Genomic DNA, 14,364 nt, shown 5'->3' with positions numbered 1-14,364 from the left:
TGATGAATAGGGATTGGATAAAGGAAGGAGACATGAGGTTTGGAAAGAAACAGCGAGGAATATAACAGAATACTGGATGAGCTTACAGGTTATTGTACAGAATCTGGCAAGATAGACCAGAACCTCTATGTCAATTATGATGTCAAGAGAGGCCTCAGAGATTCCACAGGAAAAGGTGTACTCACGGGACTCACAGAGATATCTGATGTCATAGGATATGATGTAATAGATGGAGAGAGAGTGCCGACTGATGGTCGTCTGTATTATCAGGGGTACAATGTTGAGGATCTCGAGAGAGGTTTTCACGGAAGTAAATTCGGATTTGAGGAGACTATGTATCTTCTGTTGTTTGGAAAGCTTCCAAATGAGCAGCAGTTTAAGAGATTTGTTGAGATGATGGAGTGCTACAGGGAGCTTCCTAGAAAGTTTACAAGAGATGTTATCCTCAAAGCACCAAGCAAGAATATGATGAACGTTCTGCAGAGATGTGTTCTCACACTCTATTCATATGATGATAATCCGGATGATATAAGCATAGAGAATGTTCTCAGACAGTGTATGGAATTGATAGCACAGTTCCCTGTGATTGCTGCATATGGTTATCAGGGCTACAAGCACTATTTCCACGACATGAGTCTTGTAATACACAATCCGAAGCCGGGGCTTTCCACTGCGGAGAATTTCCTGAGGCTTATCAGATCGGATAAGAAATATACAGAGCTTGAGGCGCAGGTGCTTGACATATGTCTGGTTATACACGCTGAGCATGGTGGTGGTAATAACTCCACATTTACAACTCATGTAGTATCGTCGACAGGAACAGACACATATTCTGCAGTTGCAAGTTCACTTGGATCGCTGAAGGGACCTAAGCATGGTGGTGCGAACCTCAAGGTTCAGCAGATGTTTGATGACCTCAAGAGCAATGTCAAGAACTGGGATGATGAGGCTGCACTGGAGAAATATCTCACAGGACTTCTTGACAAGAAGGGCTTTGACCATTCAGGCCTTATATATGGAATGGGTCATGCGGTATACACCAACTCAGATCCTAGAGCTAGGATACTCAAGGGATATGCAGAGAGACTTGCCCAGGAGAAGGGCAGGACAAAGGAATTTGAGCTGTACAAGAAGGTTGAGGAGATATCAGGAAGACTGCTTGCGGCCAGAAGACGCAGCGGCAAGCCTATATCGGCAAATGTAGACTTCTACAGTGGATTTGTATATACGATGCTCGGTATCCCTATCGAGCTGTTTACTCCTATATTTGCCATCGCACGTATTGCAGGATGGTCGGCGCATAGAATAGAGGAGCTTGTCAATGCCGGCAAGATCATCAGACCTGCATATAAGTATGTGGGAACACACAAAGAGTATCTGCCGATGGAAGACAGATAAAGTTATGTACGGCAGATTAAGATAAAGCCGGAGAATACAATAGACATGCATACAGCGCTTCAATCTTCAATAGACAAGGTTGGGGCGCTTAGTGCATTTGATGACAAGGAGATGAACTGGAACATGAAAGATAAGAATAAGAACGCAAAGACTGAGGAAAAGACAAATGTCATGCGCATACTTGACAGCAAGAAGATAAAGTACAACCATTATTGTTATGTGGAGACGGGCGAGACGAATGGAGAGAAGGTTGCTGCCATACTTGGACAGGATCCTGCGTATGTGTATAAGACCCTGGTGACCGTTGCGAAGTCCGGCGCAAATTACGTGTTTGTAATTCCTGTCAAGGAGGAACTTGATCTCAAGAAAGCTGCGAAGGCTGTGGGAGAGAAGTCGATAGATATGCTCAAGGCAAAGGAACTCCTCCCTCTTACCGGATATATACATGGCGGCTGCTCACCTATCGGTATGAAGAAGTTTTTCAGGACCACGATAGATGCAAGTGCTGAAAATCTTGATAAGATGTATGTGAGTGCGGGTAAGGTTGGGTATCAGATAGAGATAGCCCCTGCGGATCTGGAGAAGGTCATACGTCTGGAGTATGTGGATGTGACGGTGTAAAGGACTAAATTACGTGACAAAAAAGCTGAAATTAAGAAGCTGAAAAATTAAAAAAGCAGGAATATGAGCCCCTATAACGAAGTTTGCTGGGTTTCATATTCCTGCTTTTAGTTTATCTGCAAAACGTATCTGCCTCGACCGATCCGTTGTTATCTCTGCCATCTTCCGGCGGCACCGCAAGGAAGAACAAGACCTGTCTCTGTGACAGGAAGTCCGATCTCATCTGCCACAACATGTCCGCCAAATCTGCTCTTTACCTCTGTGGATATCATATATGTGAGCACCGCAGGCGCGAGACCTGTTGTATATGAATTTACAAGGAAGAAAAGCGGCTTGTCACAGAGAAGCTGGCTGCAGAGCTTGATGAAAGGATGGATCTTCTCTTCGATCTTCCATATCTCACCCTTTGGTCCTCTGCCGTATGAAGGAGGATCCATGATGATCGCGTCATATTTGTTGCCTCGTCTGATCTCTCTTTCGACAAATTTTACACAGTCATCAACTATCCATCTGATCGGTGCGTCGGCGAGCCCTGATGATGCTGCGTTTTCCTTTGCCCAGGTAACCATTCCCTTGGATGCATCAACATGGGTGACTGCAGCTCCGGCTTTGGCGGCTGCGCATGTTGCGCCCCCTGTGTATGCGAACAGGTTCAACACCTTAATATCCTTTTTAGGTGAGTTCTTTATCAGTTCGCTGAACCAGTCCCAGTTGGCAGCCTGCTCAGGGAACAGACCAGTGTGCTTGAAGCTGAATGGCTTCAGATTGAAAGTCAGATCCCTGTAATTTATCGTCCACTGCCTAGGCAGGCTGAAAAACTCCCATTCTCCGCCGCCTTTGTTGCTTCTATGATAATGTCCGTTCAGTTTATTCCATGCAGGATTTTTCTTTGGAGTGCTCCACAGAACCTGGGGATCCGGTCTGAGCAGAGTGTATTTGCCCCAACGCTCAAGCTTTTCTCCGTCAGAGCAGTCAATAACTTCATAATCCTTCCATCCATCTGCTATCCACATATATGTAATCCTTCCTTATAAAAATAACTTCAAAAAATATATCCTATAGATTATACTTGTATCAAAGCACTGCGTCAAGGCTGCTGTGTGCATAGATTGATGACAGAGATTAATGACGATACAGATTGTTGGTAATGGAGAAGTTGGAATAATGGCAGATATAAGTATAAAAGAATTAATAGAAGAGATGGTACAGAGTGATCCCCACAAGATTATCCTCAGTGGCGGACGCGGTGAATATAGAAAAGTGGTATTTGAGAGAAAAATCATAGGCGGTAAAAGGTGCTTTCAGATAGAAAGGTATACGGAGAAGCAGGTGTTCCACCAGAATATAGATGAGGACGAGCTTGGAGAAGCACTGGCCGGAGATCTGCAGGATGGATTCAGACAGATAAACATGTTCTCGGCCCGGGAGGAGTGGGATGTGAAGATCTCAAAGAAGGGCAAAATAGCTGTGAATAAGAGGCACACGGAGAATAAACTCATAACTGTTCAGGGAAACAACCGAAGAAAGAAATACATACTTGAAGAGGGAATGGATATCCCTGTATTTACCCATCTGGGCATATTTACAAAGGATGGCAAGGTTGTGCACTCCATGTATGACAAGTTTAAGCAGATCAACAGATTTGCGGAGATCGTGGACAATGTCATGAAGAGCTACAACAAACCTTCTATTAATATAGTAGATTTTGGATGCGGCAAATCGTATCTGACATTTATAGTTTATTATTATCTGCATGAGGTTAAGGGGCTTGATGTCCATATAACCGGCCTGGATCTCAAGGAGCAGGTGATAAAAGACTGCAATGCGCTGGCGGAACAGTTTGGATATACCGGACTAAAATTCGAACTTGGGGATATAAATGGGTATAAGACGGATGTGGATGTGGATATGGTCATGACGCTGCATGCGTGTGATGTTGCCACGGACTATGCGCTGTACAATGCCATTTGCTGGAACGCACAGTATATATTGTCCGTGCCTTGCTGCCAGCATGAGCTGAATAAACAGATGCATTCTGATAAACTGGCTGCGCTGACAAGATACGGTATCATAAAGGAGAGGATAGCTGCGCTGGCAACAGATTCCATCCGTGGACATATGCTTGAGGCGTGTGGATATAAGACTGATATAATGGAATTTATAGACATTGCACATTCGCCTAAAAATCTGCTCATAAGAGCTGTGAAGAAAAATGTATCTCCGGACAGGAGAAAGAAGGCTCTTAAGGATGCGGAAGCACTTTGTGAGGAGTTTGGATTCAGACAGACTCTGATGGAGATGATTAAGGCGGATGGCAGGATATAATTGGATTAAACCTGTGGTTTGTTGTGTGTGTGATGGTTGTGGAATATTATTAAGGAGGATATCATGAGGGCTGCGCTGTATATAGATTGTGATAGCATAGAGGCAAAGGCTGTGCCTGTTATATATGAGGATATAATCAGAACGGACAAGCTTGTGATCTGCAAGATGTTTAATTCCGACAAAGACGATGACAGCTTTATGGAGAGTGCAGGGAGGTTCAGAATACAGGACTGCATGCACGGAGAGTATAAGGTGTCATCGGCGATGGTTGCGCTGGCCGTGGAGGTTATGGCGGATGCTGCGCTTTCAAAGCCAGAGCGCATATATATAGCAACGGGGGACAGTCTGACAGTACCGCTTCTCAACAAGCTGAGGCTCACGGATATAGAGGTTGTGGTTGCCGGTCCATGTGACGCAGACAAAATCCTTGTGAACAGCGCCCAGAGATATATGTATATAGATGTTCTTGCCGGAGGAAAATGCACTGCTGATATACCGGATATAGGTGATATAGCAAAGGAGATATATTCGGTTTCTTCCTATTATAAAGGACAGGGAAGAGATGCTGTCATGGAACAGGTGTATGAAGGCGTTGTGAGAAGATACCCGGATTTTGATGTCAGAAATTATGGCTATACTCATCTTGATACATTTGTGGAGAATAATGTGAGTGGAGTGAAGGTTTATACCGATGAGAATGGCGTGACAAAGCTGACATTGGTCGATGACAGGGAGGAGATAGACACATTTGCATATGAGTATATGACGGGCAGGGGATATAAGATAGATGATATGGCAGAGCTGCTCGATGCGATTCGAAGCAGATTCCCTGGGTTTGCGATGGAGAATTATGGTTACCATACAGATTACGGGTTCATCTTAAGCTTTTCGAAGTTTGAGATATGGGAGAACAAGGGGATTAAGATGAAGAGGACATTCAAGCTGAGTGAATCTGGCGAGTGATACCCTGTAAATACCCGTTAAAAAAATTCAAAAAAACATAAAAAAATAAAAAAAACCTCTTGATTTAAAGAAATCCCTAGTATATAATCAAACGTGCTGTGGCATGATAGCTGAGAAGCGGAGGTTGCTGCGTACATATATGACGCAGGTTTTTCGTGGAGCGAATGTCAATTTACAAAACTGGCGACAAGTCACTGTACAATATAACCGTCTGTCAAGAGGACAGAAACGACGTGATGGTTCTGGGTTTTAACTTAGGACACACACGGGAGAGTGTACAGTCACCGCTTGTTGTACTAAGATTAAGTGCGAAAAGGAGGCGGCTTTTTTTATGGCAAATCAGATTATGAGAATTACACTTAAGGCTTATGACCACAAACTTATCGACAAGGCAGCAGCACAGATTGTTGATACAGTTAAGAAGACTGGCGCAAAGGTAAGCGGACCAGTTCCAATGCCTACTAAGATTGAGAAGATCACAATCTTAAGAGCAGTTCATAAGTACAAGGACTCAAGAGAGCAGTTTGAGCAGAGAACTCATAAGAGACTTATCGATGTTGTAGCACCAACTCAGAAGACAATTGATGCATTACAGAAGATCGATCTGTCCGCTGGCGTGTTCATCGATGTTAAGATGAAATAATCAAAGTCAGACAGCAATTCAAAAGAAACCCAATTAGATGCGGACTAATTTAAAACAAACCGCAGAAACAATTAAATAACAGTACCTAATGCATTTTCGGATGTAATTTAGTATGATTGCAGATGCAATCCGCTGTGAATTAAATTAGGAGGAAACAGAAATGAAGAAGGCTATATTAGCTACAAAAGTCGGAATGACACAGATTTTCGACGAGAACGGTGTATTAACACCAGTTACAGTATTGCAGGCTGGTCCATGTGTTGTAACCCAGATCAAAACAGTTGAGAATGACGGTTACGATGCAATTCAGGTAGGATTCGGCGAGAAGAAGGAAAGAGTAACAACAAAGGACGTATCAGGAAAGAAAGTTATCAGAAATCCACATGGTGCTGGTAAGGCAGAGGTTGGTCATGCTAAGAAGGCAGGAACAACTCCAAAGGCTTTCTATAGAGAGTTCAGACTTGAGAACACTGCTGAGTACGAGCTTGGCGCAGAGATCAAGGCAGACGTATTTGCTGCTGGCGACAAGATTGATGTTACTGCTAAGTCAAAGGGTAAGGGATACGCAGGCGGTCTTAAGAGACACGGCCTTAAGTCAGGTCCTTCAGGACATGGTTCAAAGTATCACAGACATGCAGGTTCAAACGGTTCTGCAACTACTCCAGGTAGAGTATTCAAGGGCAAGAAGATGCCTGGACATATGGGTAGCGTAAGAGTTACAATCCAGAACCTTGAGGTAGTTAAAATAGATGTTGAGAACAATGTAATCTTGGTTAAGGGCGCTGTTCCAGGACCAAAGAAGTCATTGGTTATGATTAAAGATACAGTAAAGTCTGGTAAGTAGGACTTTGGAAAGGAGAGACAACAATGGCATCAGTTAAGGTTTATGACATTGAAGGCAAAGAAGTTGAGACATTAGAGCTCAATGATGCAGTTTTCGGTGTAGAAATAAATGAGCATATAATGCATAAGGCTGTAGTTGGTCAGTTAGCCAACAACCGTCAGGGAACACAGAGCGCTAAGACACGTTCAGAAGTTTCTGGTGGTGGAAGAAAGCCTTGGAGACAGAAGGGAACTGGTCATGCTAGACAGGGTTCAACAAGATCTCCACAGTGGACAGGCGGCGGAGTTGTATTCGCACCAAAGCCAAGAGATTATTCAGTTAAGATGAATAAGAAAGAGAAGCAGCTTGCTATGAAGTCAGCACTTTCATCAAAGGTTGCTGAGAACAAGCTGGTAGTAGTTGACAAGCTTGATCTTCAGGAGGCTAAGACAAGCGTATTTGCAAAGATCCTTGCAAAGCTTTCAGCTCCTAAGGCTCTTGTAGTAACAAAGGATAAGAACAATAACGTTGTTCTTTCAGCAAACAACATTCCAACAGTTAAGACAACAGTAGCTAATTCACTTAGCGTATACGATATTCTCAAGTATGAGAAGCTTGTTCTTACTAAGGAAGCAGTTGCAGCAATTGAGGAGGTGTACGCATAATGGCAGATATCAAATATTATGACGTTATACTTAAGCCAGTGATCACAGAGAAGAGCATGAACGCTATGGCTGAGAAGAAATATACATTCCTTGTTCATCCAGAAGCAAACAAGTCACAGGTTAAGGAAGCTGTAGAGAAGATGTTCGAGGGAACAAAGGTTGCAAAGGTCAACACAATGAACAATGACGGTAAGGTCAAGAGACGTGGTATGACACTTGGTAACACAGCAAAGTACAAGAAGGCTATCGTTCAGCTTACAGCTGACAGCAAGGACATCGAGATCTTCGAGGGACTTTAAGATATAGCCGTGGGTGGCTGCACAGTATAGCTGCTCATCACATTAGTTGTATACGCAATCAAAGCGTGAGAATAAATTGAACCGAAAGGAGAACAACAATGGGAATTAAGACATATAACCCATATACACCTTCCAGAAGAAATATGACTGGCCTTGATTTCTCAGAGATCACAAAGACAACTCCAGAGAAGTCACTCGTTGTTTCAACAAGCAAGACAGCCGGTCGTAACAATCAGGGTAAGATAACAGTAAGACATCACGGTGGTGGTGCTAAGAGAAAGTATAGAATAATAGATTTCAAGAGAAATGACAAAGATGGTATTCCAGCAACAGTAGCTGCAATCGAGTATGATCCAAACAGATCAGCAAATATTGCACTTCTGTTCTATGCAGATGGAGAGAAGAGATACATCCTTGCTCCTTTCAAGCTTGCAGTTGGCGATGTGCTGATGAATGGCGCAGAGGCAGAGATCAAGGTTGGTAACTGTCTTCCACTTCAGAATATTCCAGTTGGTACTCAGGTACACAACATCGAGCTTTACCCAGGTAAGGGCGGACAGTTAGTTCGTTCAGCAGGAAACGCTGCACAGCTCATGGCTAAGGAAGGAAAGTATGCAACACTTAGACTTCCATCAGGCGAGATGAGAATGGTTCCGATTATCTGTAGAGCAACAGTTGGACAGGTAGGAAATATCGAGCATGGCCTTGTTAACATTGGTAAAGCCGGTCGTAAGCGTCATATGGGCGTTAGGCCAACAGTTCGTGGTTCTGTCATGAACCCTAATGACCATCCACATGGTGGTGGAGAAGGTAGAGCACCTATCGGTCGTCCAGGTCCTTCTACTCCATGGGGCAAGCCAGCAATGGGTCTCAAGACAAGAAAGAAGAACAAGCAGTCTAATAAGTTGATCGTAAGACGTAGAGACGGTAAGAATGTTAAATAGTTAAGGAGGAAGAAATATGGCTCGTTCATTAAAAAAAGGACCATTCGCAGATGCACATCTGCTTAAGAAGGTAGATGCTTTAAACGCTGCTAATAAGACAGAAGTTATAAAGACCTGGTCAAGACGTTCAACAATCTTCCCATCATTCGTTGGCCACACATTTGCCGTTCATGATGGAAGAAAGCACGTACCAGTATATGTAACAGAAGATATGGTAGGACATAAGCTCGGTGAGTTCGTAGTTACCAGAACATACAGAGGTCATGGTAAGGACGAAAAGAAGGGTAGAAGATAATATTAGGAATATTTGAAAGGAGGACTTTTCAAAATGGCTAAAGGACATAGATCCCATGACAAGAGACTCAGAAATGAGAACAAAGATACAAGACCATCAGCTAAGGTTTCATACGCAAGAGTATCAGTAACCAAGGCATGTTTTGTGCTTGACGCTATCAGAGGTAAGGATGTTCAGACAGCACTTGCTATCGTAGAATACAACCCAAGATATGGCTCAAGCGTTATAGAGAAGCTTTTGAAGTCTGCTATTGCTAACGCTGAGAACAACAATGGCATGAAGAAGGAGGACCTTTACGTAGCAGAGTGTTACGCTAACAAGGGACCTACAATGAAGAGAGTTCATCCAAGAGCACAGGGTAGAGCATATAGAATCGAGAAGAGAACAAGCCACATCACAATCGTGCTTGACGAGAAATAGGAGGTAAAATATGGGACAGAAAGTTAATCCTCATGGTTTAAGAGTCGGCATTATCAAAGATTGGGATTCAAACTGGTATGCTGACAAGAGAAATGACGAGTTTGCTAAGAACTTAGCAGAAGATCAGATCCTTAGAAAATACTTAAAGACAACTCTTTACAAGTCAAACATCTCAAAGATCGAGATCGAGAGATCAGCAAAGAATGTAAAGATCGTATTATACACAGCTAAGCCTGGAGTAGTAATCGGAAAGGGTGGAGCCGGAATCGAGAAGATCAAGGCTGACGCTCAGAAGTTAACAGATAAGAAGCTCTTTATCGACGTTAAGGAGATCAAGAAGCCGGATGCTGACGCTCAGCTCGTTGCAGAGAACATCGCAGCACAGCTTGAGAATCGTATCGCATTCAGAAAGGCTATGAAGTCTTGCATGGGTAGAACAATGAAGTCAGGCGCACAGGGTATCAAGTGTGCATGTTCAGGTCGTCTTGGCGGTGCTGATATGGCTAGAACAGAGTTCTACAGCGAGGGAACAATTCCTCTTCAGACACTCCGTGCTGATATCGATTACGGATTTGCTGAAGCAGATACAACATATGGTAAGGTTGGCGTAAAGACATGGATCTACCATGGTGAAGTACTTCCAACAAAGACAGTAAAGGAAGGGGGAAATAAATAATGTTAATGCCAAAGAGAGTAAAGCGTCGTAAGCAGTTCAGAGGAACAATGGCTGGTAAGGCACTTAGAGGCAATAAGATTACAAACGGTGAGTATGGTCTCGTAGCATTAGAGCCAGCTTGGATCAAGTCAAACCAGATCGAGGCAGCCAGAATTGCAATGACAAGATATATGAAGCGTAGTGGTAAGGTATTTATCAAGATTTTCCCTGACAAGCCAGTTACAGCAAAGCCGGCTGAGACACGAATGGGTTCAGGAAAGGGAGCACTTGAGTACTGGGTAGCAGTAGTTAAGCCAGGCAGAGTTATGTTTGAGGTTCAGGGCGTACCTGAGGAGGTAGCTAAAGAGGCTCTCAGACTCGCTATGCACAAGCTTCCACTTAAGTGTAAGATCGCATCAAAGGAAGAGTTAGAGGAGGTAGCAGGCAGTGAAAACTAAGGATTTTATGAACGAATTAAATAGCAAGTCCGTTGACGATCTCCAGAAAGATTTAGTAGCTGCAAAGAAGGAATTATTCAACCTGAGATTCCAGAATGCTACAAATCAGCTTGACAACACAAGCAGAATCAAGGACGTTAGAAAGAATATAGCAAGAATACAGACAGTTATAGCCCAGAAGGCTAATGCTTAATTATCTTGGAAGGAGGAATTATTGTGGAAAGAAATCTGAGAAAAACACGTGTTGGTATAGTTACAAGTGACAAGATGGATAAGACAATCGTTGTTTCTATCGTAGATAATGTTAAGCATCCTCTTTATGGTAAGATTGTAAAGAGAACAGTAAAGCTGAAGGCTCATGACGAGAATAACGAGTGCAAGATTGGCGATAGAGTAAAGGTTATGGAGACAAGACCATTATCAAAGGATAAGAGATGGAGACTTGTTGAGATCATCGAGAAGGCAAAGTAAGGAGGCAAATTAAATGGTTCAGCAGGAAACAAGACTTAAAGTTGCTGATAACACAGGTGCAAAAGAGTTACTTTGTATCAGAGTGTTAGGCGGATCAGTTAGAAGATATGCGAATATCGGCGATATCATCGTTGCCTCTGTTAAGGATGCAACACCAGGCGGAGTTGTAAAGAAGGGCGATGTAGTTAAGGCCGTTGTAGTTAGAACAAAGCATGGCGCTCGTCGTAAGGATGGTTCATACATCAAGTTTGACGAGAACGCTGCTGTAATTATAAAAGACGATATGAATCCAAGAGGTACACGTATCTTTGGACCAGTTGCAAGAGAGCTCCGTGATAAGAAATTCATGAAGATCGTATCACTTGCACCTGAAGTATTATAAGGAGGTGTGACTATGGCAACAATGAAGATTAAGAAAGATGATATGGTACAGGTTATCGCTGGTAAGGACAAGGGCAAGAGCGGAAAGGTCGTTTCAGTAGATAAGAAGAATGGTACCGTAGTAGTTGAAGGAATCAACAAAGTATTTAAGCATAGCAAGCCAAGCATGGCTAACCAGCAGGGCGGAATCATCGAGATGGAAGCCCCACTTGACATCTCTAATGTAATGTATCTTTACAAGGGCAAGCCAGTTAGAGTTGGTTTTGAAGGAACTGGTAAGGATAAGGTTCGTGTAGCCAAAGTTGATGGCAAGACAGAGAAGATAGATTAATTGGAAGGAGGTCGTCTTAGGTGAGTAGACTTAAAGAAAAGTATGACGCTGAAATTAAGAGCGCCATGGTTGAGAAATTTGGATATAAGAATGTAATGCAGATACCAAAGCTCGATAAGATCGTTATCAATATGGGCGTTGGTGAAGCTAGAGAGAACGCTAAGGTTCTCGACGCTGCTATCAAGGATCTTGAGACAATCACAGGTCAGAAGGCAGTTGTAACAAGAGCAAAGAAGTCAGTAGCTAACTTCAAGCTGAGAGAGGGAATGCCTATCGGATGTAAGGTAACTCTTCGTGGCGAGAAGATGTATGAGTTCCTTGATCGTCTTGTAAATCTTGCACTCCCACGTGTACGTGACTTCAGAGGTATCAATCCAAACGGATTTGATGGAAGAGGTAACTACGCATTTGGTATTAAGGAGCAGCTTATCTTCCCTGAGATCGAGTACGATAAGGTAGATAAGGTTAGAGGTATGGATATAATTTGCGTAACAACAGCACAGACTGACGAGGAAGCTCGTGAGTTACTTACACTGTTCGGCATGCCTTATAGCAAATAATAAAGGAGGAGATTCGAGAAATGGCTAAGACATCAATGAAAGTTAAGCAGCAGCGCAAGCAGAAGTTCTCAACAAGAGAGTACACACGTTGCAGCATTTGTGGACGTCCACACTCAGTTTTAAAGAAGTACGGAATTTGTAGAATCTGCTTCCGTGAGTTAGCATATAAGGGACAGATTCCTGGCGTTAAGAAATCAAGCTGGTAAGAGTAAGAAGGAGGAAATTTATTATGTCAATGAGCGATCCAATTGCAGATATGCTTACAAGAATTCGTAATGCTAATACAGCAAAGCATGATACAGTAGAAATCCCTGCTTCAAAGATGAAGAAAGCTATTGCCGACATACTTTTATCAGAAGGATATGTTAAGGCTGTAGATATCGTTGAGGACGGTAAGTTCGAGACAATCAAGATCACATTGAAGTATGGTGCAGATAAGAACGAGAAGATCATCACAGGTCTTAAGAGAATTTCAAAGCCTGGTCTTCGAGTATACGCAAGCAAGGATGAGCTTCCAAGAGTACTTGGTGGACTTGGAACTGCTATTATCTCCACAAACAAGGGTGTATTAACAGATAAGGAAGCTAGAAAACAGAACGTAGGTGGAGAAGTACTTGCGTTTATTTGGTAAAAGGAGGACGGCAAAATGTCACGTATCGGAAGAATGCCTATCGCTGTACCTGCAGGCGTAACTGTAGATATAGCAGAAAATAATAAAGTGACTGTTAAAGGACCAAAGGGAACTCTTGAGAGAGTTCTCCCTGCGGAAATGGATATAAAGTTAGACGGCGATACAATCACAGTATCAAGACCTAACGACTTAAAGAAGATGAAATCACTTCACGGACTCACAAGAACACTTATCCACAACATGGTAGTAGGTGTTACAGAGGGTTACAAGAAGGAGCTTGAGGTTAACGGTGTAGGTTACAGAGCTCAGAAGCAGGGTAATAAGCTTGTTCTTGCTCTTGGTTATTCACACCCAGTTGAGATGGTTGATCCAGATGGTATCGAAACATCAGTTGATGGAAACAAAATCATAGTAAGCGGAATCAGCAAGGAAAAGGTTGGTCAGTACGCTGCTGAGATCAGAGAGAAGAGAGCACCAGAGCCATACAAGGGCAAGGGTATCAAGTATGTGGATGAGACTATCAGACGTAAAGTTGGTAAGACTGGTAAGAAATAATAAAGGAGTGAGATAAGATGATTAATAAAGAATCAAGAAGCGCAATTCGTGTAAAGAAGCATATGCGTGTTCGTAATCGTTTAGCTGGAACAACAGAGAGACCACGTTTAGCTGTATTCAGAAGTAATAATCATATGTACGCTCAGATTATTGATGATTCAGTTGGTAAGACATTAGTAGCAGCATCTACAACAGAGAAGGCTATTAAGGATGAGCTTGAGAAGACAAATGATGTTGATGCAGCAGCTTACGTTGGTAAGGTTATTGCTGAGAGAGCACTTGAGAAGGGTATCAAGACTGTTATCTATGATAGAGGCGGTTTCGTATACCACGGTAAGGTTCAGGCATTAGCAGATGCAGCGAGAGAAGCTGGTCTGGAATTCTAGTAAGGAGGAAGAACAACGTATGAAGCGTGAAATAATTGATGCAAGTAAGTTAGAGTTAGAAGATAAAGTTGTTGCCATCAAGCGTGTAACAAAGGTTGTTAAGGGTGGACGTAATTCTAGAGTTGCAGCTCTCGTAGTTGTTGGTGATAGAAATGGCCACGTTGGCGTTGGTGTTGGCAAGGCAGTTGAGACTCCAGAAGCTATCCGTAAGGGTAAGGAGGATGCTGCAAAGCATTTAGTTACAGTTCCTGTAAATGAAGTTGGTAGTATCCCTTACGACTGGAATGGACAGTTCGGCAGTGCTTCAGTTCTTCTGAAGACAGCTCCAGAAGGTACTGGTATCATCGCTGGTGGTCCTGCTCGTAGCGTACTTGAGCTTGCAGGATATAAGAACATCCGTACAAAGTCCTTAGGATCAAACAACAAGCAGAACGTAGTTCTTGCAACAATCAAGGGCCTTACAGAGATCAAGAACCCAGAGGATATCGCAAGACTTCGTGGAAAATCTGTTGATGAGATACTTAACTAAGGAGGTATTAG

At 43.0% G+C, this 14,364-nt stretch carries 24 protein-coding genes; 23 read left to right on the top strand and 1 reads right to left on the bottom strand.

The annotated features are described in order from the left end of the window. Window positions 1-39 precede the first annotated feature (39 nt). Together GT575_RS11235 and ybaK are read left to right on the top strand one after the other, a co-directional pair. The gene (locus tag GT575_RS11235) at window positions 40-1,398 is read left to right on the top strand and encodes a citrate/2-methylcitrate synthase (RefSeq protein ID WP_161172023.1); all 1,359 of its coding nucleotides are present in this window, start codon (window positions 40-42) and stop codon (window positions 1,396-1,398) included. A gap of 123 nt (window positions 1,399-1,521) precedes the next feature. Then, entirely contained in the window at window positions 1,522-2,019 is a 498-nt protein-coding gene (ybaK, locus tag GT575_RS11230; RefSeq protein ID WP_118017398.1) for a Cys-tRNA(Pro) deacylase, read from the top strand. A gap of 149 nt (window positions 2,020-2,168) precedes the next feature. Here ybaK and GT575_RS11225 read toward each other — a convergent pair whose 3' ends face one another. Continuing rightward, the gene (locus GT575_RS11225; protein WP_161172022.1) at window positions 2,169-3,032 is read right to left on the bottom strand and encodes a class I SAM-dependent methyltransferase; all 864 of its coding nucleotides are present in this window, start codon (window positions 3,030-3,032) and stop codon (window positions 2,169-2,171) included. A gap of 151 nt (window positions 3,033-3,183) precedes the next feature. On the opposite strand from GT575_RS11225, the gene GT575_RS11220 reads away from it, so the two are divergent. The 21 genes from GT575_RS11220 to rpsE all read left to right on the top strand — a co-directional run bounded on the left by GT575_RS11220 (window position 3,184) and on the right by rpsE (window position 14,353). Next, on the top strand, window positions 3,184-4,344 hold the full coding sequence (locus tag GT575_RS11220; RefSeq protein WP_161172021.1) for a class I SAM-dependent methyltransferase: 1,161 nt from the start codon (window positions 3,184-3,186) through the stop codon (window positions 4,342-4,344). Window positions 4,345-4,407: 63 nt separating this feature from the next. Then, window positions 4,408-5,307: an OST-HTH/LOTUS domain-containing protein gene (locus GT575_RS11215; protein WP_161172020.1), complete on the top strand. Its 900-nt coding sequence runs from the start codon at window positions 4,408-4,410 to the stop codon at window positions 5,305-5,307. Between the two features lie 331 nt (window positions 5,308-5,638). Then, window positions 5,639-5,950 carry a 30S ribosomal protein S10 gene (gene rpsJ / locus GT575_RS11210; protein WP_004850108.1) on the top strand — a complete coding sequence of 104 codons (312 nt, stop codon included), beginning with the start codon at window positions 5,639-5,641 and terminating at the stop codon, window positions 5,948-5,950. Window positions 5,951-6,110: 160 nt separating this feature from the next. After that, window positions 6,111-6,794, top strand: coding sequence for a 50S ribosomal protein L3 (rplC, locus tag GT575_RS11205; RefSeq protein ID WP_015533789.1), 684 nt, complete (start codon window positions 6,111-6,113; stop codon window positions 6,792-6,794). 23 nt (window positions 6,795-6,817) lie between these two features. Beyond that, window positions 6,818-7,438: a 50S ribosomal protein L4 gene (rplD, locus tag GT575_RS11200; RefSeq protein WP_015533790.1), complete on the top strand. Its 621-nt coding sequence runs from the start codon at window positions 6,818-6,820 to the stop codon at window positions 7,436-7,438. Further along, window positions 7,438-7,737 (top strand): 50S ribosomal protein L23, encoded by a 300-nt coding sequence (rplW, locus tag GT575_RS11195; protein ID WP_004850114.1) that lies wholly within the window; start codon window positions 7,438-7,440, stop codon window positions 7,735-7,737. Before rplD ends, rplW begins: the two co-directional genes overlap by 1 nt. A 98-nt stretch (window positions 7,738-7,835) precedes the next feature. After that, window positions 7,836-8,681, top strand: a complete 846-nt coding sequence (rplB, locus tag GT575_RS11190) for a 50S ribosomal protein L2 (RefSeq protein ID WP_022216644.1) — start codon at window positions 7,836-7,838, stop codon at window positions 8,679-8,681. A gap of 16 nt (window positions 8,682-8,697) precedes the next feature. Beyond that, a complete protein-coding gene (rpsS, locus tag GT575_RS11185; RefSeq protein WP_022216645.1) occupies window positions 8,698-8,976 on the top strand; it encodes a 30S ribosomal protein S19 in 279 nt (92 codons plus the stop codon). 33 nt (window positions 8,977-9,009) lie between these two features. Continuing rightward, window positions 9,010-9,396 (top strand): 50S ribosomal protein L22, encoded by a 387-nt coding sequence (rplV, locus tag GT575_RS11180; protein WP_004850120.1) that lies wholly within the window; start codon window positions 9,010-9,012, stop codon window positions 9,394-9,396. A 10-nt stretch (window positions 9,397-9,406) separates the two neighbouring features. Next, window positions 9,407-10,072: a 30S ribosomal protein S3 gene (gene rpsC, locus GT575_RS11175; protein WP_022216646.1), complete on the top strand. Its 666-nt coding sequence runs from the start codon at window positions 9,407-9,409 to the stop codon at window positions 10,070-10,072. Continuing rightward, window positions 10,072-10,509: a 50S ribosomal protein L16 gene (gene rplP / locus GT575_RS11170; RefSeq protein WP_022216647.1), complete on the top strand. Its 438-nt coding sequence runs from the start codon at window positions 10,072-10,074 to the stop codon at window positions 10,507-10,509. The genes rpsC and rplP overlap by 1 nt, the downstream gene beginning before the upstream one ends. After that, the gene (rpmC, locus tag GT575_RS11165) at window positions 10,499-10,702 is read left to right on the top strand and encodes a 50S ribosomal protein L29 (RefSeq protein WP_004850126.1); all 204 of its coding nucleotides are present in this window, start codon (window positions 10,499-10,501) and stop codon (window positions 10,700-10,702) included. The genes rplP and rpmC overlap by 11 nt, the downstream gene beginning before the upstream one ends. Before the next feature lie 23 nt (window positions 10,703-10,725). Then, window positions 10,726-10,980 (top strand): 30S ribosomal protein S17, encoded by a 255-nt coding sequence (rpsQ, locus tag GT575_RS11160; RefSeq protein WP_022058713.1) that lies wholly within the window; start codon window positions 10,726-10,728, stop codon window positions 10,978-10,980. A gap of 13 nt (window positions 10,981-10,993) precedes the next feature. Further along, the gene (rplN, locus tag GT575_RS11155) at window positions 10,994-11,362 is read left to right on the top strand and encodes a 50S ribosomal protein L14 (RefSeq protein WP_022216648.1); all 369 of its coding nucleotides are present in this window, start codon (window positions 10,994-10,996) and stop codon (window positions 11,360-11,362) included. A 12-nt stretch (window positions 11,363-11,374) separates the two neighbouring features. Further along, a complete protein-coding gene (rplX, locus tag GT575_RS11150) occupies window positions 11,375-11,692 on the top strand; it encodes a 50S ribosomal protein L24 (protein ID WP_004850132.1) in 318 nt (105 codons plus the stop codon). A gap of 20 nt (window positions 11,693-11,712) precedes the next feature. Continuing rightward, window positions 11,713-12,252 carry a 50S ribosomal protein L5 gene (rplE, locus tag GT575_RS11145; protein ID WP_004850134.1) on the top strand — a complete coding sequence of 180 codons (540 nt, stop codon included), beginning with the start codon at window positions 11,713-11,715 and terminating at the stop codon, window positions 12,250-12,252. Window positions 12,253-12,272: 20 nt separating this feature from the next. Next, window positions 12,273-12,458: a type Z 30S ribosomal protein S14 gene (locus tag GT575_RS11140; protein ID WP_004850137.1), complete on the top strand. Its 186-nt coding sequence runs from the start codon at window positions 12,273-12,275 to the stop codon at window positions 12,456-12,458. 23 nt (window positions 12,459-12,481) lie between these two features. Then, window positions 12,482-12,883, top strand: coding sequence for a 30S ribosomal protein S8 (gene rpsH / locus GT575_RS11135; protein WP_022216649.1), 402 nt, complete (start codon window positions 12,482-12,484; stop codon window positions 12,881-12,883). A gap of 15 nt (window positions 12,884-12,898) precedes the next feature. Continuing rightward, window positions 12,899-13,438: a 50S ribosomal protein L6 gene (gene rplF, locus GT575_RS11130; RefSeq protein WP_022216650.1), complete on the top strand. Its 540-nt coding sequence runs from the start codon at window positions 12,899-12,901 to the stop codon at window positions 13,436-13,438. Window positions 13,439-13,455: 17 nt separating this feature from the next. Further along, the gene (gene rplR, locus GT575_RS11125) at window positions 13,456-13,824 is read left to right on the top strand and encodes a 50S ribosomal protein L18 (protein ID WP_022216651.1); all 369 of its coding nucleotides are present in this window, start codon (window positions 13,456-13,458) and stop codon (window positions 13,822-13,824) included. Window positions 13,825-13,843: 19 nt separating this feature from the next. Next, entirely contained in the window at window positions 13,844-14,353 is a 510-nt protein-coding gene (gene rpsE / locus GT575_RS11120) for a 30S ribosomal protein S5 (protein WP_015533792.1), read from the top strand. The last annotated feature ends 11 nt before the right edge of the window (window positions 14,354-14,364 follow it).

This window comes from Coprococcus sp. BIOML-A2 (assembly GCF_009875795.1).
Taxonomy (GTDB): Bacteria; Bacillota; Clostridia; order Lachnospirales; family Lachnospiraceae; genus Coprococcus; species Coprococcus aceti.
Note: the sequence above shows the minus strand (reverse complement) of the source record. Positions and strands in the feature narration are given on the sequence as shown.

Coding starts and splice junctions, on each gene's coding strand:
- rpsC (WP_022216646.1), top strand. CDS start 9,407: ATGGGACAGAAAGTTAATCCTCATGGTTTAAGAGTCGGCATTATCAAA.
- rplX (WP_004850132.1), top strand. CDS start 11,375: ATGGCAACAATGAAGATTAAGAAAGATGATATGGTACAGGTTATCGCT.
- rplC (WP_015533789.1), top strand. CDS start 6,111: ATGAAGAAGGCTATATTAGCTACAAAAGTCGGAATGACACAGATTTTC.
- rpsH (WP_022216649.1), top strand. CDS start 12,482: ATGTCAATGAGCGATCCAATTGCAGATATGCTTACAAGAATTCGTAAT.
- rpsE (WP_015533792.1), top strand. CDS start 13,844: ATGAAGCGTGAAATAATTGATGCAAGTAAGTTAGAGTTAGAAGATAAA.
- ybaK (WP_118017398.1), top strand. CDS start 1,522: ATGAAAGATAAGAATAAGAACGCAAAGACTGAGGAAAAGACAAATGTC.
- rplD (WP_015533790.1), top strand. CDS start 6,818: ATGGCATCAGTTAAGGTTTATGACATTGAAGGCAAAGAAGTTGAGACA.
- GT575_RS11225 (WP_161172022.1), bottom strand. CDS start 3,032: ATGTGGATAGCAGATGGATGGAAGGATTATGAAGTTATTGACTGCTCT.
- rplN (WP_022216648.1), top strand. CDS start 10,994: ATGGTTCAGCAGGAAACAAGACTTAAAGTTGCTGATAACACAGGTGCA.
- GT575_RS11215 (WP_161172020.1), top strand. CDS start 4,408: ATGAGGGCTGCGCTGTATATAGATTGTGATAGCATAGAGGCAAAGGCT.
- rpsS (WP_022216645.1), top strand. CDS start 8,698: ATGGCTCGTTCATTAAAAAAAGGACCATTCGCAGATGCACATCTGCTT.
- rpsJ (WP_004850108.1), top strand. CDS start 5,639: ATGGCAAATCAGATTATGAGAATTACACTTAAGGCTTATGACCACAAA.
- rplW (WP_004850114.1), top strand. CDS start 7,438: ATGGCAGATATCAAATATTATGACGTTATACTTAAGCCAGTGATCACA.
- rplF (WP_022216650.1), top strand. CDS start 12,899: ATGTCACGTATCGGAAGAATGCCTATCGCTGTACCTGCAGGCGTAACT.
- rplB (WP_022216644.1), top strand. CDS start 7,836: ATGGGAATTAAGACATATAACCCATATACACCTTCCAGAAGAAATATG.
- rplR (WP_022216651.1), top strand. CDS start 13,456: ATGATTAATAAAGAATCAAGAAGCGCAATTCGTGTAAAGAAGCATATG.
- rplP (WP_022216647.1), top strand. CDS start 10,072: ATGTTAATGCCAAAGAGAGTAAAGCGTCGTAAGCAGTTCAGAGGAACA.
- rplV (WP_004850120.1), top strand. CDS start 9,010: ATGGCTAAAGGACATAGATCCCATGACAAGAGACTCAGAAATGAGAAC.
- GT575_RS11220 (WP_161172021.1), top strand. CDS start 3,184: ATGGCAGATATAAGTATAAAAGAATTAATAGAAGAGATGGTACAGAGT.
- GT575_RS11140 (WP_004850137.1), top strand. CDS start 12,273: ATGGCTAAGACATCAATGAAAGTTAAGCAGCAGCGCAAGCAGAAGTTC.